13 protein-coding genes are annotated in these 21,157 nt (G+C 48.4%); all 13 read right to left on the bottom strand.

Features of this window, described 5'->3' with window-relative positions; all coding sequences use genetic code 11:
- Window positions 1-36: 36 nt before the first annotated feature.
- The 13 genes from GQF01_RS22145 to GQF01_RS22085 all read right to left on the bottom strand — a co-directional run bounded on the left by GQF01_RS22145 (window position 37) and on the right by GQF01_RS22085 (window position 21,090).
- Complete coding sequence (locus GQF01_RS22145) at window positions 37-1,611, bottom strand: type 2 periplasmic-binding domain-containing protein (protein ID WP_161408846.1); 1,575 nt, start codon at window positions 1,609-1,611, stop codon at window positions 37-39.
- A gap of 125 nt (window positions 1,612-1,736) precedes the next feature.
- Window positions 1,737-3,311, bottom strand: coding sequence for a type 2 periplasmic-binding domain-containing protein (locus GQF01_RS22140; protein WP_161408845.1), 1,575 nt, complete (start codon window positions 3,309-3,311; stop codon window positions 1,737-1,739).
- 45 nt (window positions 3,312-3,356) lie between these two features.
- Entirely contained in the window at window positions 3,357-4,226 is an 870-nt protein-coding gene (locus GQF01_RS22135; RefSeq protein ID WP_161408844.1) for a carbohydrate ABC transporter permease, read from the bottom strand.
- A gap of 30 nt (window positions 4,227-4,256) precedes the next feature.
- The gene (locus tag GQF01_RS22130; RefSeq protein WP_161408843.1) at window positions 4,257-5,213 is read right to left on the bottom strand and encodes an ABC transporter permease; all 957 of its coding nucleotides are present in this window, start codon (window positions 5,211-5,213) and stop codon (window positions 4,257-4,259) included.
- A gap of 120 nt (window positions 5,214-5,333) precedes the next feature.
- Window positions 5,334-6,533, bottom strand: a complete 1,200-nt coding sequence (locus tag GQF01_RS22125) for a glucuronate isomerase (protein WP_161408842.1) — start codon at window positions 6,531-6,533, stop codon at window positions 5,334-5,336.
- A 38-nt stretch (window positions 6,534-6,571) separates the two neighbouring features.
- The gene (locus tag GQF01_RS22120) at window positions 6,572-7,564 is read right to left on the bottom strand and encodes an aldo/keto reductase (RefSeq protein WP_161408841.1); all 993 of its coding nucleotides are present in this window, start codon (window positions 7,562-7,564) and stop codon (window positions 6,572-6,574) included.
- 38 nt (window positions 7,565-7,602) lie between these two features.
- Window positions 7,603-9,381: a glycoside hydrolase family 36 protein gene (locus tag GQF01_RS22115; RefSeq protein ID WP_161408840.1), complete on the bottom strand. Its 1,779-nt coding sequence runs from the start codon at window positions 9,379-9,381 to the stop codon at window positions 7,603-7,605.
- Window positions 9,378-9,752 carry a cupin domain-containing protein gene (locus GQF01_RS22110; protein WP_161408839.1) on the bottom strand — a complete coding sequence of 125 codons (375 nt, stop codon included), beginning with the start codon at window positions 9,750-9,752 and terminating at the stop codon, window positions 9,378-9,380. The genes GQF01_RS22115 and GQF01_RS22110 overlap by 4 nt, the downstream gene beginning before the upstream one ends.
- A gap of 2 nt (window positions 9,753-9,754) precedes the next feature.
- On the bottom strand, window positions 9,755-11,968 hold the full coding sequence (locus GQF01_RS22105; RefSeq protein WP_161408838.1) for an alpha-galactosidase: 2,214 nt from the start codon (window positions 11,966-11,968) through the stop codon (window positions 9,755-9,757).
- A 24-nt stretch (window positions 11,969-11,992) separates the two neighbouring features.
- Window positions 11,993-13,372: an MATE family efflux transporter gene (locus GQF01_RS22100; protein WP_161408837.1), complete on the bottom strand. Its 1,380-nt coding sequence runs from the start codon at window positions 13,370-13,372 to the stop codon at window positions 11,993-11,995.
- A gap of 13 nt (window positions 13,373-13,385) precedes the next feature.
- Window positions 13,386-14,771 carry a family 4 glycosyl hydrolase gene (locus GQF01_RS22095; protein ID WP_161408836.1) on the bottom strand — a complete coding sequence of 462 codons (1,386 nt, stop codon included), beginning with the start codon at window positions 14,769-14,771 and terminating at the stop codon, window positions 13,386-13,388.
- A gap of 203 nt (window positions 14,772-14,974) precedes the next feature.
- Window positions 14,975-19,114 (bottom strand): S-layer homology domain-containing protein, encoded by a 4,140-nt coding sequence (locus tag GQF01_RS22090; protein WP_161408835.1) that lies wholly within the window; start codon window positions 19,112-19,114, stop codon window positions 14,975-14,977.
- 659 nt (window positions 19,115-19,773) lie between these two features.
- Window positions 19,774-21,090: a sn-glycerol-1-phosphate dehydrogenase gene (locus tag GQF01_RS22085; protein WP_235960160.1), complete on the bottom strand. Its 1,317-nt coding sequence runs from the start codon at window positions 21,088-21,090 to the stop codon at window positions 19,774-19,776.
- Between the last annotated feature and the right edge of the window lie 67 nt (window positions 21,091-21,157).

The raw sequence follows: 21,157 nt of genomic DNA, 5'->3' as shown, positions 1-21,157 counted from the left end.
TTGCTCTACTGAAGGATACTTTTCTCGTTACAACCCTTATTTGATATCAATCATAATTGCGCCTTGCTTCTTGTTCCAACGATCCGTCGCTTCTTTAATAATTTCGTTACCGCCTTTGGACTTATACTCTTCAATGACTTTCGGCCAATCGGTAATTGGTTCTTTGCCATAAATCATTTTAATCATATGATCAACGATAATTTTGGGACCAACATCCGGTTGCGGCGCCGCAAGATCCGGGAATTTCGAGAATGTGCTCAAATCCGGATAGAAGCCAATACCAGGCAGCCCTTCCTTCGTTAACACCTCATCAAATGCTTTCAAAGTGGCTTTGCCATCTTCGTTGAGCAGCAATCTTGGTTTATTGTAAGTGGAGTCATGCACCGCCCACATCGTTCCGCTGCGGAAACCTTCTTCATCTGTTTCTTCCTTGGTCGTCGGGAACTTATAGTTGATGTTGCCGCTTGCGTCCTTGGTGTACGTATCTCCTTCAATTCCGAAAGTGAAGAAAGTTTCAGCTTCTGGCGTAATCATCCAATCGAAGAATTTAATGATGTTTATGGCTGTTTCCTGCTTCACATTTTTGTTAATGAAGAAGGTACGAATGACTGGCGCGTAGTAGAAGTATCCGCCTTTTCCTTCCGGACCTTTCGGTGAACCTACGATTTCAACCTTGGACCCTGGAACAGCTTGTTGAATTTTCGTCCGGTAACCCGGCAAGCCTGAAGCATTCTGCGACCAGATACCGGCTTTGCCTGACTCAATATTTTTGGAGAAATCTGTTGAGGAAATTGTAGCGAATTCCTTTGGAATCAAGCCTTCATCGTACATCGTTTTATAAGTCGTAAGCGCTTTTTGCACATTTTCTACATCGAAAAATTTCGGAACAACCTGACCATTCACCAGTTCAAATTGATCCTTGTACGGCAGCACGTCGAATGCTCCCAGGATAACGTCCGCATACTTGAAGTTCTCCCTCATCTGATACGGGTTCTCGACGCCAAGCTTCTTGAACGCCCGCAGCACATTCAGGAATTCATCAACGGTTTTCGGCGCTTGAAGCCCTGCCTTCTCCAGCAGATCCGTACGAATGTAGGTCGAACGGCGGGAAGGATTGCTCAAAAATTCTGGCACCCCATAAATTTTGCCCTCATACGAAACGCTATCCCAAGCTGCTTTCGGAATCGACTTCATCAAATTCGGAGCATACTGTTTCAGCAGATCATCCAGTGGCATGAATACACCATTCTCAACAGAACCGGACATCGATTTGCTGCCGGGACCGCCAATACTACCGACGACATCCGGGATGTCGTTACTTGCGAACATGACGCCGAATTTGGCATCCTCCATCACTTTGACGTCCAGATCGGTGTTGGTTAGCTGCTCAAGCTTCAATACCCATTTGTCCTTGTTCAAATCCGGCACACGAGTATGATAGCCAGTACTGACTGTCGTCGGGAACAGGATAGAGAATTTCGCCGGTGCTTTCTTCGCATCTGTAGACGGCTGTGACGACGCTTTTTCCGCTACTTTGCTATCTGTTGAACAAGCGGTAAGTGCGGATGCTGCCATGATGACAGCAAGAGTGAGACTAATCGTTTTTTTCATATAACCCCTTCTTTCTAGCTTTTTTGCAAGCGGTTTCACTGCTCAGTGTTATCATAACGACTGCTTATCATTTTCTGAATGTATAAATTTAAGGAGCTATGTCATTTTATACGATTGCCAAGGGGTCATCCTAATTTTTTTCCAAGGAACAGAACGCCCTTTTTATTTTGATAACGCTCGGTTGCTTCTTTAATGATTTCATTGCCACCTTTGGATTTATACTCTTCGATGACCTTCGGCCAGTCCGCAATGGACTCTTTGCCATAAATCATTTTGATCATATGATCCATAATGATTTTCGGAGCTGCATCCGAACCCGGCGAAGCAGCATCCGGGAACTTGCTATTTGCCTCCAGATCCGGAGCAAAGCCAATGCCAGACAATCCTTCTTGCGCAAGAATGTTATCAAAAGCATTCAAAATGTAGGGACCATTCGGATCTGTTTCCATCTTCAGACGGTTAACCGTGCTTTCATGAGCGGAGTGCAAGGTGCCCCTATGGTCCTGCTCTTCTTGTTCTTCTTTGTTGGTCGGTTCTTTATACTTGATTTTACCATCGACCACTGTATACGTATCACCTTCAATGCCGAAAGTGAAGAACTTATAAGCTTCGTCTGACGACATCCAATCGAAATATTTCACGATGTCTGCAGCCGTCTCAGGCTTTACATTTTTGTTAATATAATGCGCACTTGTAACCGGTAAATACATGAGATAGCCACTTTTGCCATCCGGACCTTTTGGAGAAGAGATAACGTCGATTTTCGCGCCTTTCACAGCGTTCGGAATATTCGTTCGGAAATCATTTAAGCTGACCAAATTGGAAGACCATATCCCTACCTCGCCGGCACGAATATTTTTCAACCAATCCGTCGATGAGGTCGTAGCGAATTCCTTAGCCATCAGCCCTTCATCATACATCGTTTTATAGACGGTTAATGCTTTCGTCATATTTTCCACATCGAAAAACTTCGGCACAACTTGACCATTTATGAGTTCGAACTGTTCTTTATAAGGAAGCACGTCGAATGCACCGAGGATGGTATCCGCATATTTCAACGTTTCACGCCCGCCGTATGGGTACTTAACCCCCATATCTTTGAATTTGCGGAGGACATTCACAAACTCTTCAACCGTCTTCGGTGCCGGCAATCCCGCCTTCTCCAATAGATCGGTCCGAATAAACGTGGCACGCCTGGAGGGATTGTTCAACCAGTTGGGAATGCCGTATATCTTGCCATTATACGAGACAGCTTCCCAAGCTTCCTTCGGTACCATCTTCATCAAATTCGGAGCATTCTGTTTCAGCAAATCATCCAGGGGCATGAACATGCCCGCTTCTACGGAGCCTGACATCGCTTTGTCCGTCGCTGTCCCCAAGCTTCCCACGACATCGGGCACGTCATTGCTTGCGAACATAAGACCCATTTTGCTTACTTCCGTTACTTTCAAGGTGAGGTCGGTATTCGTCAGTTCTTCTAATTTTTTTACCCATTTGTCATTGTTAATATCAACGCGAGTGTGATAGCCAGTGTTGGTCGTCGTCGGATATGAAATAGAAAATTTCGTCGGCTGCTTCTTCGCCTCCGGCGTCGCCGTAGACGCAGCGGTTTGCTGCGGCTCGGTAGTTCCCGTGGAACATCCGACCATCGTACCGGCAGACAATGCTGCGGCTAGCGCCACAACGGCTACTTTTTTCAATGGAATCCCTTCTTTCTAATCGAAATTAGATGCTTTTCCATACGGTTAAGACTTGACTGAGCCTACCATCATACCTTGAATAAAATGTTTCTGCAGGAACGGATAGACAAGAAGAATAGGTATCGTTGCGACAACAATAACGGCCATTTTGATCCCTTCGGGTGAAAGAAAGAGCATTAATTCGGACGATACATCCGATTGACCGAACTGATCTGTGAATACAATCTCCCTCAAGCGAACCTGCAGCGGAATCCAATTTCGGTGATCGATGTAAAAGACGGCTTCGGCATAGCGATTCCAGTGTCCAACTGCATACATGATACCCATGGTTGCCATAGCGGGCTTGGAAAGCGGCAGTACAATGTTCCACAAGATCCGGAACTCGCCGCAACCGTCCATTCTTGCTGAATCCAGCAATTCAACCGGCAGGTTAAGAAAGAATGATCGCATAACAAATAGATTAAAAGCACTAATCGCCATCGGGAGCATTAAAGCCCAGAGTGTATTTAGCAAACCTAACTGCTTTATCAACAAATAATTCGGGATTAGTGGCGCGCTGAAAATGAGTGTAAATAGCACCATGATCAGAATCGATTTACGGAACAAATATTCAGGTCTGGATAACGGATAAGCCAGCGTCGTTGTCATAAACAAATTAATGAATGTGCCGAATACGGTAATGATGACACTGTTTCGAAATCCTAACCAAATGGTCGGATCTTGCAAAATGAGCTTATAGCTGCCAAGTGTAAAACCAACCGGCCACAACGAGACTTGCCCAGCGTTAATCGCGACGTTATTGCTTAAAGATTGCGCAATAATATGGATGAGGGGAAGCACCATACTGAGTCCGAGAGCTCCCAACAGAATAACATTAAAAAAGTTAAAAATTTTATGGCCTCTTGTCATAATCATAGCAAGTTACCTCCTTTCGTATCTGTGTCATCAATACAAGCCTTCGCCTGTTACTTTTTTACTGAAGGTATTACTGAACATAATTAAGGCTAAGCCGACAACCGACTTGAACAACCCAATAGCCGTTGTGTAGCTGTACTGACGGTCGACAAGTCCTGCACGATATACAAACGTATCAATAATTTCGCCATTTTCGTTGTTGAGCGGGTTCAGGAATACGAAGACGCGTTCAAAGCCAAAGTCGAGAAAGTTGCCGATCTGAAGCAAGAATAGAATAACAATAGTCGGTAGAATCGTCGGAATTGTAATAGAAAATACTTGTCGGAACCGGCTTGCACCATCGATTTGGGCGGCTTCGTATAGATCAGGGTTAATACCCGCAATGGCTGCCAAATAGATGATCGTCCCCCAACCGCTATCTTTCCATATCCCCGAGGAGATGAGAATCGTACGGATATATTCATTTTCCCCTAAAAAGTAGATCGGATCGACGCCGAACAGGCCGAGAAGATGATTGACAATTCCCGTAGATGGGGATAGCACACCTACGACAACCCCGCCTACGATGACCCATGAAAGGAAATGCGGCATATAAACGACGGTTTGAACAATTCTTTTATAAGCCATGATCCGTAATTCATTGATCAACAAGGCGAGTATAATGGGAACCGGAAAAGCGAAGACCAAATCGTAGACCCCGATTAGAATCGTATTTTTCAAAATCTGCAGAAACTCTGTATATTGGAACATGCGCTGGAAATTTTCCAGACCGACCCATGCACTCCCTTTAATGCCTTTGAATATGTTGTAGTTTTGGAAAGCAATGACGGAACCGAATAAGGGGACATATTTAAAAAGCAAGAAATAAATAATACCCGGTAATGAAATTACATAAATCGGCCAATGTTTTCGCATAAAAGCCCATTTCTGACTCTGCGATGAGAAATTATAAATTGTTCGATCGGATGGCTGAATTTTACTGGCCATGTTCTCCTCCCCTTCATGCCTGCTGCATTAATGTACTTCTATATCTTACAAGGGTTGGCAGTAGCTAGCGATGGCGAAACTTATAGCGCTTTGTGTTTTTTTACGATTGATACAATCATATCAAGACTCAATACCGTACCGCTTCGCTGCACTTCGATACAGCCAGTCTTCTGCAATCTGAATCGCCGCCGTCTGGTCAATCCAGCCCGCTTCGATTTGATGCCAGAGGAACTCGCTCACTAGCCTTTTGATCACGATAATTTTGCCGTAGCTCCACTCCATGCAGCGTGCATCGGACACGATCAGTGAGCTCTTGATCGCAGGAAGAGCTTCCAGCCTGTACTGCATGCTGTCACGGTATGTGCTCGCCCGGAAGTTGAACCACCAATGCCCGCCGACGTGCACATTGGGGAAGTTCCATGCAGCCTGCACGATATCCAGGTTGTTCAGCTCCGAGGCAACGACGAGCTCGAAAGGACAGGCATACGCCTCGAATAAGGCGGACAGCTTCAAGATACGCGCTGGATCATTCACGGGCACAGCCGTTCCGCACCAGGAACGTTCAACGCCGAGAAATAGCTGAACAAGCAGCCCTCTCTGCTCGGCTGCTGCTCCGATTTCGTGCAAGAGCATCATCAGGATCTCATCTTTGGTGCTGTCTTGTCCGATCACAACTTTATGATTGGCGCTAGCATTATAGCTTGGCAGCGTCGTCATGATCCCCTTGACGCCATCCTCTGTGTACGCATCCAACAATTGCCCAAGCTTCGCACGTGTTTCTGCAAACGCCGCAGCTCGGTCACTCGACATTTCAATTTCTTTCACCCATGCCCCCAATTTCCCATCAATCCGTGGGATGAGAATGGCATTGTGTTCCATACCTTGAAACTCGGCATGCTCCGGGATATTCACGACGAACCGTCTCGCTTGCATACGGTTAGCCACTTCTTGCGCCCAGTCAGCCCTTTGGGCAGATTGCTTGATGGCGCAGTCTGCTTCGAGGACGGAAGCCTTATCGCTGAGAGTTATCCCATAGAGGTCTTTTAAAACGTGCGTAAACGCTATGTTCATCAAAGTATTTCGGGTTGCCTGGTAGGCTTCTAAGAACGCAGGGATTCGCAAATCCTCCGGGAGTTCCATGGCATTTGCCGGATAACCTGCTGCCTGCATTTCGCGAAACAGCCAGAAGTAATGGGCAACCTCCCAGAAATCTCTAGCTGCAAGTCGATCCCCTACTAGGTGGGTGTGAGTATCCAATACCGGTTGCTGCAGAATATGCTTCGTGAACGCTTCCTTACTGAGTTGTATCCCCGTGCTCATTGCTATTTCCTCCTCTGTTGCTGCGATATTTTGATGTTTCACCCTGCAAGAATTTGATCAATTAAAGCCAATTCATCCTCTGTGAAATGGAGCTGGTTCAACGCTGCCACATTATCATCCAATTGTTTCACTTTACTTGCCCCGATCAAAGCGGAAGTGACGCGCCCCTTGCGAAGGACCCACGCCAAGGCCATCTGGGCCAAGCTTTGTCCTCGCTCCTGCGCCAACACTTGCAATAGCCGTGATTTCGCAATTTTCTCTTCGGTTATGTCTTCAGGCCGCAGAAATACGCTGCCCCCAGCTGCACGCGAGTCTGCCGGAATGTTCTCCAAGTAGCGATCGGTGAGCAGCCCCCTAGCTAACGGACTGTAAGCGATCGAACCAATGCCCTCTTGAGCCAGCACATCCAACAAACCTTGTTCTAATCTTCTTTCAAACATAGAATAGTGCACTTGATGGATCACGAACGGAGTTCCTAAGCTTTTCAAAATACCCGCTGCCCTTTCCGTCTGCTCTGCATTATAATTGGACACGCCAACATACAATGCTTTCCCTTGGCGTACAGCTTGATCCAAAGCGCCCATTGTTTCTTCAAGCGGCGATTCGATATCATAACGGTGCGAATAATAAATATCGACATAGTCCAAGCCTAACCGTTTCAGGCTCTGATCAAGACTAGCCAGCATGCTTTTGCGGGAGCCACGATCACCATAAGGGCCCTCCCACATACGATGGCCTGCCTTCGTGGCGATAATCAGCTCATCGCGGTAGGGGAACAGATCCTTTTTCATAATCTGACCAAAAGTTGATTCCGCAGAGCCTGCCGGCGGTCCATAATTATTCGCAAGGTCAAAATGCGTAATACCCAAATCAAAAGCGTGTCGAGATAGTGTCCTGCTGCTCTCGAAAGTATCTACGCCGCCAAAGTTATGCCATAAACCGAGTGAGATCGGCGGTAATTTAAGACCGCTTGATCCCGTCCGATGGTACGTCATTTTCGAATATCGCTGTTCGTCAGCCAAATAGTTCATGAAAGAAACCTCCTAATAGGTACGTACTTTATAGGTGACTATGAAAAGTAGAGCGCTGCCGTTCCGGAAGCCGGAATCTCCAGCTTATGAATACCTGCCGTAAGTCGGGCAGACACTTCCTCCACAATCTCACCTGTGCACGATGTAATGACCACCTTAGCTGACTCAACAGCTTCGGGCAGCTCAAGGTAAAGTCCATCCTGCCTTCTGCCGTTCACCACTATCCACTTCACAACTGAACTTTCCGCCGGGATAGCCACAATGCTGTCATGGTAGGCGACAACGATCCCTTTATCCTCTTTAACAGAACGTACAAGCGGGTATAACAGCTCTGGATTCATCGGTTCAATCCTGCCGTCTAGCAGCAGATCGCGGTTCTCTTTCCAAAAAGCAAGCCAATAGCCTAACATCGTCAAATGGTCAGATGGCAATTTGTCCAGCAGTACAGAAACTTGAGGTACGGAGAACAAGCAGTTAATCAGCTGGAGTGCAGCGCTTTCCACCGGCTCTTCGGGATGCCACATGATCATATCCGCGTGAGCTGCCGTATTTCCGCCAATCAGTCGAATATCCAGTGTCCGCACCCGGTTCTGAATGCTATCATTCGGACAATCCGACGCACGGAACATATTGCCGTACTTGCGCATAGCTGGCCCAATGTACATTTGGCGGAATTCGATCATGATATCGGGTTTCAGCGCTCTCAGTCTGCCGATCGAATCCGTTAAAAGACGGTCAACGGCCGCTGGAATCGACTCATAGTCCTTCCCTTCAACCGTCGAGGGGAGCTGCAGTTCCGGCGAATAAAACGTATCGATGAAGTCGAGCTTGAAGCCGTCGAGGTCCCATTCCTTCACCGCTTCTTCATATTTATGAATGATATACTCCCGGACATCCGGGTATCTCGGATCAAGCACGGCTGCGCCATGATTCTCATTAAACCGAAGAATTTTGTTTTTGAATTGATCCCACACATGACTATATTTCCCGATAAAAGGCACAGAGTACCATAGAATAAATTTCATGCCCAGTTGATGAACCGCATCCACATGCCGCTTCATATCGGGGAATTTCCCTGCGTATGTTTCCCAATCGCCACAGTAGGCATATCCTCTGCGGTTATCCTCCGTCTGCCAGCCATCATCGACGATGACGGCTTCCATCCCGAGCGTCTTGGCGATCTGACACTGCTGTTCAATCTGTTCATCCGTTACATTCTGATGCATGCTGTACCAAGTGGAGTACATCGGCTCTTTGGCGGCGGCTGGGACGAAAGCAGGGAGATATTCCGGCATTGCACTCCACCACTCCTGCACGCCTTGCAAGCTTTCGTAATAAGGAATATCTCTCGTATCCACGAGAAGCCTGGCTTCATAGGAACGAAAGGGTGCTGTCGTCTCGGCAAATAGTTGTACCCGGCAATGAAAGTCCGCCTTTTCCTCGCTGATGCCTCCTGAGTAATGAACCGTATTCAGCGCATCCGAATAAGCGAAAGTAAGTCGATTATGACCAAGACTGTTAAACAGCGCATAGACAGGGGCCGAGGCAGCAGCATTGGATCGCAGCGTGCGCATCCAGTCAGCCTTAAAGCTCTTATTCCGGTCTTGCGCAGGGTGCCAGCTAGCCTGAATATCACACGCCGGATGTGACCAATTCAGCGTTAAAGCAGGGGGGACTGAAGCTTCCTCAGCATCCAGACGCAGTGTAATTACATCCAGACCCTCCTGCAGCTTTTCCGCTAGAAGTGAAACCGTGAACGGGTGACTCTCTCCAGTTAACGTAAAGGTATGGGATGCCGTCGTGATTTGCTGGTTCATACAGACCCCTCCTGCTGTTGATTCTTATGGCGATTCAAGCTTGCATGGCACCATACCGTTACAATGGGATCGTCCTCGCTCGAATTGAGGTGGTGATCCTCACCTGGCTCAACGATGATGATATCCCCGGTTGTAACCGGCGTATGCTCCCCGTTAATCTCCATGGTTCCGCTCCCCTGCAGAATGATGAACGCCTCACAGTCCCCATGGATATGATAGTCTCTGCCATCAGGTCCATCATTTGTGTGACTGCGCTCTCCTCGTTTGGCAAAGGAAAGGCCGCCCGAAGATAAGTAATCACCTGGTAAAATATCCTGCAAAATGTGTCCGTTCTTCCTATCCCGCAGCTCACTCAAACGCAGCTTTAACATCGTTACCCCTCCATAATCAAATGGTAAAGACGACTTCGGAAATCGCCTTTCCAGATTGGTACATTCAAACCAATGTGCATCAAATCGTCACCACCGAAGATCAGTTCCTCGTTCTCCTCAGGAGCATCTGCATCATACACAAGATAATTGCTTCCTGCTTCCAAACCCTTCAGACGCAGCTTCTTAAGCGGAGCATTAGGCTCAGCCAGTACTTGAAAATAAGCAACTAGCGCTTCTTTGTGATCTTCTGACACGAACATCCAAGCGGCATCAACACCTTCAAATGGGCTGCTCAACCGGTAAAATTCGCCGAATTGAATCAGGGGGCGCAGCTGCTTATAGAGCGCGACCTGCCGCTTTACGGCTTCTTTTTCAGCTTCCGTAAATGTGGTCAAATCCAGCTCATAGCCGAAATTCCCCGACATGGCAGCATGTCCTCGCATATCCAAAGGTGTCGTACGATGCACTTGATGATTCGGGACCGCAGAAACATGCGCCCCCATAGTGCTGATTGGATACACAATGCTTGTTCCATATTGGATTTTCAGCCGCTCCACAGCATCCGTGTTATCACTCGTCCACGTCTGTGGCATGTAATAGAGCATGCCTGGATCGAACCGTCCGCCGCCGCCGGAGCAGCTTTCGAACAACACACTCGGGAATCTGGACGTGATCCGCTCCAGCACCTCGTAGAGACCAAGCATATAGCGGTGAGCTGTCTCCCGCTGCCGCTCCGGAGGGAGAAGGGCCGAACCGATTTCCGTCATATTGCGGTTCATGTCCCATTTGACATAGGCGATTGGACAGCTGGCAAGAATATCCGTTATGACGGTTACAATGTAATCCCTCACATCTTGGCGTGAATAATCCAGAATCAGCTGCTGCCTCGCTTCTGTCCTGCGCCGGCCAGGCACATGCAGACACCAGTCGGGATGCGCGCGATACAAGTCGCTGTCCGGTGAAACCATTTCCGGCTCAAACCATAGACCGAACGCTAGCTCCTGCCGATTCACACGGCTAACCAAATCCGGCATGCCCTTGGGCAGTTTGCCCAGATCGACGAACCAGTCTCCGAGCGAGCTTTTGTCATTGTCCCTTTTGCCGAACCAACCATCGTCAAGGACTAGAAGCTCTAAGCCGAGCTCCTTTCCAACCACCGCAAGCTCCTCGATTTTATCCGCATTGAAGTTGAAATAAGTCGCTTCCCAATTGTTGATGAGAATCGGTCTGTGACGATCTCGAAACTCTCCTCGGCATAGTCGCGTGCGGTACAGCTTATGATAAATGCGCGACATTCCGCCAATTCCTTCTGCTGAAAATACAAGAACAGCCTCGGGCGATTGGAACGCTTCACCCGGCTCTAGCAGCCAGGAAAAGTCAAAGGCATTAATCCCCATGATGACACGGGTTGTTCCGTAAGGATCTACCTCTGCTTGTGCAACAAAACTTCCGCTATACACAAGACTAAACCCATAGGCTTCTCCATGATCTTCATCCGCTTGCTTCGAGAGCAGAGCCATGAACGGGTTCAGCGAATGGCTGCTGCTCCCCCTGCGGCTCTCAATCACAGACCCGCCTGATGCAAGTGGGCGTCTTTCGATATGACGCTCACGCGCCCATGTTCCAGACAAATGGAGCATATCGAACTCAGAATGGCGTAAATCAAGGCCAAAGCTTAAGGCTCTAAGCAGCTTCATCGAACGATTTCCCGTGTTCCTATAACGAACGGACCTAGTAATCGCATCATGATCGCGGAAAACCGTATAGGTGAGAACGGCTTGCAAGCCGATCGCTGCATCCGTCATAACGATATCGAGGCTCTCCGCTTCACTGTCCTCTTCCACATAAGTGGCTGGCAAGCCCTCCAGCTGTGGTTTCCCCGCATAGATGCGATGAGACTCATATATAAGCTCGCTGACGGTCGTTCCGTCTTCCATTTGCACCTGATAAGCAGGTACACGAAAATCACTGCCGCCATACGCCGGAAATTCCTGAGGCAGCGTGTCGAGCGACAGTGTCAAATCGTTCGGATCCGTAGATGGCGAAAATGAGCAGCGACGCCGTATAGCGAGCAAGCCGCCAAGATTGCTTCCGCGAACCCTGCGCCCGAAGTGAACGTGGGCAAGGTATTTGGATTTTACCAACTGCATGATATAGCTGGTCGACTTCCCTTGAAGATGGAAGGTTTGTGAGTTCGGATCATACACAATCCCCATATCCCGCAGCTCCTTTCTATGGCCTTAAATTTTTACATGTTTCCAAACCATCCGTTTAAACCTGAAATAAATGAGATTAGACCGCAGGAATTGGTCGCAGGCAACCGCACTCCACAAGCCGAACATCCCCCACGAAAAGATATACACAAATAAATAACTAAGCAGGACCCGTACGCCCCAGACACCAATCAAAGTCGAGTATAAAGGAAATCGTGTATCCCCAGCTCCCCGCAAAGCTCCGCCAAGAATGAACTGTGAGATTTGGGAAATTTGGATAAAACCAACGATCCGCAAAGCCCACGCTCCTTCTCGGATAATGGTGGCGTCACTTGTGTACAGCCTAAAAATATAGGGGGCAAACAAGATAAACACCGCCCCCATGACACCGGCTAAGATCATGCCGTATTTACGGATTTGCCAAACATACTGCTCAGCAAGGTCGGGTTTGCCTACGCCAAGCGTTTGACCGACCAAGGTTGAAGCCGCAATGGCAAAAGCAGCGCCAGGCATAAACGAGATGCCGATTATACTCGTAACAATTTGAGAGGCCGCAACAGCAACCGTCCCAAGTCCTGCGCAAATTTTGACAAACGTCATAATACCTAAACGCATAATGAGCTGCTCCAGGCTCGATGGGATGCCGATTTTCAACATGCGGTGAATCATGCTTTTATCCAAACGGCTTATCTCCACCCAACCAATCCTCACCGCGAATTTCCCACTGAACAGAACCGTTATAAAGGCAATCATCGCCATGCCCTGAACCGCCAAAGTGGCGATAGCCGCTCCAGCAACTCCCATTTCAGGCAGGCCAAGATGACCGTAAATCAATACAAACCCTAGGGAGATAGACAAGCATCCTGACAAGACATTAATTTTCATCGGAGTCCGAGTATCTCCAGCCCCCCGCAAAATAGCGGACAAACTCGAAGAAATGGAGGAAAATCCAATGGATAGAAACATCAGCCGTGCATAGTTCAGTCCGTAATGGACAACCTCGCTACTTGCCCCCATCATTCGGAGCATCGCTTCTGAGAATAGAACGCCAAGTGCAACGATAAGAATGGAGAGCACAGAACCGAGCATGAGCGATTGGCCAGCAGCCAGGTTCGCATCCCCCATGTTGCCTGCTCCCGTGGAACGAGCAACAATAACCGTTGTACCTGTATTTAGCGCTGCAAAAAGGACGGTCATTAACATATAGGGCTGGCTCGTTAATCCAACTGCTGCAACAGCTACCGCTCCTAAATGACCCACCAGAATCATCATCACCATCTGTGTCATGTTAATGAGCAGCATCTCCGCCAAAGAGGGTCCGGCAAGCTTAAAAATGATCCGGCGCACCGCCTTATTATCTTGCTGATCAACCGTGACGGAATCACTGTAGGCTTCTGCTGCTTTCATGACCAGGCCGCCATTAGATGTTCCATCCCGGCAAATACGCTTTCGTATTTTGCAGCATTTGATCGAACAACGTCTCTGCCTGGTTCACATCGATATTCACAAGCGGGTCGTTCACGAAAGCATTGAACGCTAGCGCTTTATCCTTTTGCAGAGCAGCCTTCAAAATAAGCTCTTGATTCACGGTATGCTGCAGCACCAAATTATTAACAGCGAGCGGGAGCTCACCTGCATATACAGGGCGCAGACTGCTGCTTGAGAACAAGGCATTCGTCTCGACAACAGCTCCCAGCGGAATCCCCTTCATTTGTCCCACATTCGGAATGTTGACATTGGTAACAAAAGGCTGAAGGCCAATTAATCCTTTAAGTTGTCTAACTTCTTCTTCTCCCGATGCTTTCAGCGGCAGCTTCTCCTCTCCGCTAAGCAGCTTGCGGTAATAAAGTTCTGTCGCAATGTGCTTCTCCACACGGCTTTCGACCGTCGTCAAGCCAAATTTCCAGTAGCGAACCGTATCCGGATCCTTCATATACCAAGGAGGCATAAATTCGGCCAGATGGCGATCGCCTGCCGCCGCAATAATGCCGTAACGTCGGAACAAATCAAATTTCACTCGGTTAGCGGCTGTATACGTGTTCGTCATCCAGGCATCTTTGTTATGTTCAAAGCCCGACTCGTAGTACTTATCAACAAACTTCCTGTACATCGGGAGTAAATCTAGATGCTGGTAAGTGGCTTGATCGATCCATGTAAAATGATTAATCCCAAGCACATTCACTTTCACATCATCGCGATGCACGCCCTCTATCCCTTCCATGTCACGCAGCATGCGTATCAATAATCCTTGTGTGCCAAAGATTTCGTGGCAACAACCAAGCGCCTTGATTCCTGGAAATACTTCGTATAACGTCCGCGTGCAAAGCGTCATCGGATTCGTATAATTAAACACCCAAGCATCCGGCGAAAAACGCTCTATAGCCCCAGCAATCTCCACATACATTGGAATCGTCCGCAATGCCCTAACGAGCCCCCCTGGCCCGGTTGTATCGCCTACCGCTTGGTAAATGCCGTATTTTTCCGGTTCATGCACATCCGATGCCATCTCGTTGAATGTACCGGGAAGAATCGAAATGAACACAAAGTCACAACCGCTCAAGGCTTCCTTCAGAGTCGGATATGCCTTGTAGGTCCATTTGGACTTCGCTTCAGCATACTCAGAAACTGAATTACCTAATTTCTCGTTATTTCTAGCTTTGTCATAATCAAGGTCATAGAGCCTAATCGTACCCGACAGTTGTTCATCCAGCGCAAGATCCGCTATGAGATTTTTGGCCCAATACATAGAGCCTCCACCAATATAAGCAATTTGTATCTCGTTTACTTTCCCGTTATTGAATTTCATTTTGCTCCTCCTCACCATCGTGCAGTCATGCATACGCTACAAGTATAGAAAACAATCTGAATGAAAGGGATGGCAAAAATTTAGCTGGGTTGTGATTTTTTACACTTTTGCTACGGAGCCATGCATAAAAAAGACGCCAACCAGGGAGCATGCTCCCCAGGGCGTCCAGTCCATCTATACAGACCATGCCTGCATAGATAAAATTAATCGTTATAAATTCTGTACATCAGAACGGCTACTTCTGCTCGTGTACTCTTATTCAGCGGTTGCAGCAAATTACCGTTACCTTGAATCAAGCCTTTACCAACTAATAAAGCGGCACTTTCTGCGGCATAGTCCGCAACATCTTTAGAGTCTGCGAATGCACTTAGACTCGTTGTACGGACCGACGTATTCAGCTTGCCTGCTTGCTTCAAGGCTCTTGCTGTCATCGCCATCATATCTTGGCGGGTAATCTCTTCATTGGGAGCAAACACGTTCCGATCTTTCCCTTCCACAATCCCAAGCGCCTTCGCGATCATGACTTCTTGATAGAAGTAATCGGATGTTTTCACATCATCAAATACAGCCTCAGTTGCAGCTGATAGACCTAACGTCTTCATGAGCAGCGTAATATATTCCGCTCGTGTTATTGGCGTGCCCGGCGCGAACTCTACGTCAGACTTTCCGTTAATGATGCCTTTGGACGCCAACACTTCAATAGACTTCCTAGCCCACTCAACACTCGTAAGATCGTCGAAGCTTTTTACAACGAATCCTACCGCATACTTGCTAAAATGTGTGGTCCTAAACGTGACTGTTCCGCTGCCAGCATCATACTTCCCGCTCGGAACTGGTGTTAGAGCGCCACTATCATCCACATACCAAACAACAATGTGTTCCGGATTGGCTAACTCTTCGGCTGTCGGTTGATAAGGCATGGTTACTTCAACAGAAGCGGAAGGATTATTAAATTCCACCTTCTTGCCCTCTACCCATAGAGTTAAATCAACAATTGGTCTATCTCCAATCAACGTCTGAAGTGTGTCGGGGAGCGCCGACTTATCCGTCATAGTAAGCTTTAATTCAACCGTTTTGTTATCTCCAAGCGCGCCGGAGCTAAACATATTCCCTGGCAAGATCACATTCCCAATTTCCGACCTGACCTCTGTCTTCCTTGTCAGGGAGCCATTACTAAGGAATTCGGCCGGAATAGCAGCTAAATAGGCGTTCTCTCCCTGCACTCGAACAGCTGTAATCACTCCTGCACTGTTCGTAGTGTCGGGGTTCGCAGGCGTTGAAGGGGTTGAAGGTCCAGAAGCAGAACCTGTGCCACCAGAGCCTTCTGAATCCGAATCTGTAGGCGGAAGCGTGATCGGTCCTAACGTAGTTAACTGAAGCGGCAGTCCGCCCAGTGTCTCGTACACGGAGCCATAGACAGACTGACTAACAGCCTTCACCCTAAAGGTATAAGCTGAACTTGGTATCAATCCGACTGCACTGTAGGTATAGACATCGGCTGTCACACTTGTTAATTTGGTATTTCCTTGATAAATGTCGTACGCAGATACCGGTAAGGTCGTCGTGGCGCCAGACCAGCTTAAAGCAGCACTGCGATCCGTTATTTCCGTCGCCTTAAGGGCAGAATTCCCCGTAAAGGATATCGGTCCATAAGCTTTAACCTCATTGACATTAATATCACCATCGACCTCATCGACTGTAAATTTGATATATCTTGCCTCTACAGGCGCAGGGAGTGATATTTTCTCATCTATACTCGTAATATTCGGATTGCCGTATTTCCCTTGGCTTACACGGTCATCGGTCAATAACTTTATCCATTTATCACTGTTTGGATTCGTGAACGCTTCACTGTCGGTGGCATAATAAAACGAAACCTTTTTCAGCTTGTTTTGAAAGCTATTGTATGCAAGGCTGTTTACCGACGTCGGTTCCCCGATATCCACCATCATCCATGAGGAAGTCGAGCCTTTTAGCGCAACCCACCTGGAACCTGTCTCATTGTCCAGAGCCTTGCCAGCACTATAACTGCTTGTATCATCGTTCCAAACTCGTGGATACTGGACTTCCTTATTGAATAGCAGATTGTCGGAAGCGTTCTTGATACCTGTAGTCGTGACTTCGCCTTCTGCGCCGGTAGCTGACAAAGTACCTCTGCGAATCGCGTAAACCTTCACTTTATAAGTCGTACCAGGAGATAGATCCTTGATCGTATAGGAGGTATCCTGAACCTCAGCAGCCACGATCCTTTCCGTATCACCATTAACTAGTGCCACCTTATAATTCTGGGCATCTGCTACAGCGTCCCATACAACTTGGATAGATTTATCAGATAACGCTGTCGCTGTAACGGATGTAGGCGGATTAGGAATAATCGGGTCTCCATCGGTGTGCAGCACCTTCACTTCACTTACCGCTGAAAGCAACGGCTTGAACGAATACGGATCCGTATAAACCGTCCTAACAGAAAGATTATATAAGGCACCAGGGTCTAAATTCGTCAGGTTAACGCTATTAGCGCCCACCCCATCAACAAGTACCTTTCCGTTATCGTAAATAATGAAATGATCGGCAGGAACCTCATTCCAGGAAATAGTCGCTTGAGATCCGCCGGTGTATTCAATTACCACATTCGATGGCGTTTGAGGCGCATTGTACATTTCAAGCTCCGTGATCCGAGGCGGTCCTGTCATAACATATGTAGGTAGTCCATTAAGTGGCGTGCCCGTACCATTAGAACCTGTACCATTTACAAAATAAAATTTGACATATCGGGAGGTTAACGACTTCCCTAGATCAATCACATACTCCTTATCTGCCGCATCATCTCCCCCGCTATTAGGGCCATTATAGGTAAAGGAGGTATCTGCTTTAAAAATAATAGTACTTAAATCTGCTTCGGTATGATCTGTCTCGTCATCTGAAACGGCTATATTCACCGTCTGCAATCTTAAAGTTTTGGCGAATAGCTTGACTTGACTAAACGGCATTTTCTTCCCTAAATCGATGACTACGCTGCCCTTTTTGGAGCTTTCCGTACCGATCCAACTCAGATCTCCTAACGCTGATGTATTGTTCTGAGGCACTTGCGTCACGTTCGTATACTTTACCGGGTCTGTTTGAACCCCATCCAGGAGTCTCTCTGGTTTAGCATTCGCGACCTGGAACGTATTGCCGCTTGCAGGGCCGTAATTATATGCCTTTTTACCGTAAGCCAAGTTAACCGGTGAAACATCTACAGCCGACTTATACAGCGTCATGTCAGCAAGGTAAATCTTGGCATCCTTCACATTGGGATTTGACTTATCCGCTTTTCGATAGATACCCCATTTCGGACGGTTAATCATATCATCCACGGCAGGATACGGCCCCTCGAACGTCGACCCGTTATACTTGATCTCAGGACGTCTCCAAATATCAAGAACCCGGTTAGGATCGTTGTATTCCATCAATACTTTGCCTGTCTCGACGTCCTTCATAATCATTGTGACCCAACCATATTCCGAGTTTAAAATTTTAACCGTTATATCCACCCATTTGTCTTTCACGTCATTCAGCGGAATACTGGCAAGCGTTTCTTGCCCGGCATCCGTACCGATATTGGCATAGCGGAACTCCAAATTCTGCGTGGCAGATGAGGAAACCGTAAACGTAAGTATCGGATTACCATCTTCGGCGCTAGAGAAGTTTGGATAATTAGCAGCGTCATGAAGCGGTAATTTGTTACCCACCAATCCGTAGGAGTTGTATGCCTTGTATTGGAAAATATGAAAAAAACCATCCGGCTTGGTCAAGTCTTTATCAATCTTCAACTTCCAGTTGTATGCCGTAATATCATTTTCCAAACCAATTCGGTCTTGGTTCTCATCTGGCGGTCTGATTTCAATTCGCTGTCTGTCATCATTCCCTCCAACGAACTGCCCGGTTGTACTGTCATAGGTTGTATTATGCAAATAACAGGAAAAGCAATCGTTGCCATTCACTTCAACTTTGAAAACATCTTTTCCTAATGCCTGATCATAGTAATTGGCCACATGTCTTTCGGCCTCTTCGCCGAGAATATCTCTTGCCGTTTTGGTGGCACCTTCAACAGGATTATCTGTTCCAAATGCTTCGCCAAAAACGTCGTAAGGCGATCTGGATGGGTCTGCATGTATGGAAACTGAATTACCGCCGTGGCTGTTAATGAACTGCGAATCGAGCACATCAACAGAGGAAGCTCCGGCAGCACTAGCGACATTCGTCATTGACAATAGGGAAAACTGTCCAATAGCAAGATGACAAATAAGGAATACGGCCAATGACAAAGCTACTCTTCTTCTAAAATGTTTAAATGATTTCATTCGGGGGCTAACCCCTTTCATAGTAATAGATTGGCGTACTGGATTCCGGATTTACCCGTAACCGCGATTCTATAGGTTGCTGATGAAGTCGGCTCATGCTGCTCGGTAAGATTCCTCCTCTCTCCGTAGAATTTGAATCTGAATCTGAATCTCAATCTGAATCTCAATCTGCATCTGCTCTGCATCAAGGAAACCTTGGTGTACACGCTTTCAAACCTTGAATGCTTCTATCATAATCCCCGATCAGGAAAAACTAGATGCAGTTTTTTACGATGCTTTTGTCTTTTTTTATCATTTGGTGAGTTCGAGCTACGCGGTGAAAAGGCAAAAAAACCCTGAGACTTTACCTCAGGAGTTTTTATGTAACGGACACACGGGTCGCTATTTGGGTTCCCGGCTGTATTTGTGAGAGCTAACGGACTGTACAGCCTTTATCTGGTTATTCAAGACTGGTTTTGGGGTGTTTCAAGGCAGATAGCGGCTCTTGAGTCCGTTAGGTTCTATTTTCGAGCTAAAAATGGGAATTAGCGGCGTCTCGGTCCGTTAGAGATAATAGTAAGATACGGTAAAGAAACCGAAACCAATAAAAGAAACTATGAGACACCACTATGAAACCTCGGCCAATAATGGAAATTAGCAGCGTCTCAGTCCATTAGGCTCTACTTGGAATCGTCCAGCAGTCGCAGTAAACGCAGCACCGTAAACCGGTTGCGCACAAACAGCGCATCCCGCAGTGACGCCTCCACCAGGTCCGGCTCTACGCCGAGCTGCTCCGGCGCCACCGGTCCCTGCACAGCCCCGAGCCACGCCGTCAGCTGCTCGGGTGCAGGGACCGCGCGGGCGATGGCTTGCACATCGCCCCACCTCTCCGCGATGCGCGCTTTCAGCGCCTCGCTATCAACAACGCCGCCATCCGCCGGGAAATTCTCGGCGATGACCTGCTCCGCCATGGCCCCATAGGCCTTGCGGATGCGCTCCGCATCCGTTTGCCGGCTTGGGGCCTGGCTTTGCGCTAGGCGCGCAGCGGCCTCAGCGGCCGTGATGTCCCGCAGCGACGCATAGCGCTGCGCCATCATCACGGTCGCGACGCCGACCTTCGCGCCGTGCAGCAGCGCCCGGCGGCGCTGCTGCAGAAGCACCATCTCCCAGTAGTGGGAGAGATGGTGCTCTGCTCCGGAGGCCGGCCGCGAGTGGCCGACCAAGAGCATGGAAAGGCCGGATAGCAGCAGGCCTTCCATCAGCTTCAACAAGCCGAGATCCGTGCGCTGCGCGATCTCGTCCAAGTGAGCCGTGCAGAGCTCCACGGCTTCCAGCGTCAACCGCGCGCTCAGCTCGCAGTAGTGCTCGTCAAGGAGCACGCGTCCCAGCGACCAGTCGGCCAGCGAAGTGTGCTTGCCGAGCATGTCGCCGAGGCCGGCTGCGATCATCGCTTGCGGCGCTTCCGCCAGCAGCGCGAGATCGGCAAAAATCGCTTCCGGTGAGCTCGCCGGGATCGTGGTCTTGAAGCCGCGCACGATGAGCGGCGCGCCGACCGAAGCGAAGCCGTCGACGGATGGAGCCGTCGGCACAGACAAGAACGGCCGCTTCGTGCGGTGACCGACGAAGCGCACAATGTCGTGCAGGGTTCCCGCCCCCACGGCAAGCAGAACCTCCGACGATAATGGCGTGTCCAGCATCAGCTGGACGATCGCTTCCTCATCGGCGGCAACTTCCCCCATCGCGTTCTCACGGATCACGCTGATGCTGACCTTGACTTGCGCGGCTTCGAGCAGCCCGCGCAGCTTCACGCCCGCCGCTTGATACGTCTTCTCATCCGCGACAAGCGTGACTTCACGGTAGCCGGCTTCTTTCAAATAACCGGCCACCTGCCCCAGCGCATCTCGCTCAATAACGATACGACGAATCGGAATTTCATGCCTCTGCCCACATGCGCAATCAATCGTACGACCAAGCCATGTATTCAAAACCTCACTCATTCCCAACATCCCCTCTCCATCTCCAAAACCAAATTTCAGCTTCCTTGAATCCCTATTCGATCACTCG

The organism is Paenibacillus silvestris (assembly GCF_009882985.1).
In the GTDB taxonomy this organism is placed as follows: domain Bacteria; phylum Bacillota; class Bacilli; order Paenibacillales; family NBRC-103111; genus Paenibacillus_E; species Paenibacillus_E silvestris.
This window is presented reverse-complemented; position numbering and strand designations above follow the sequence as displayed.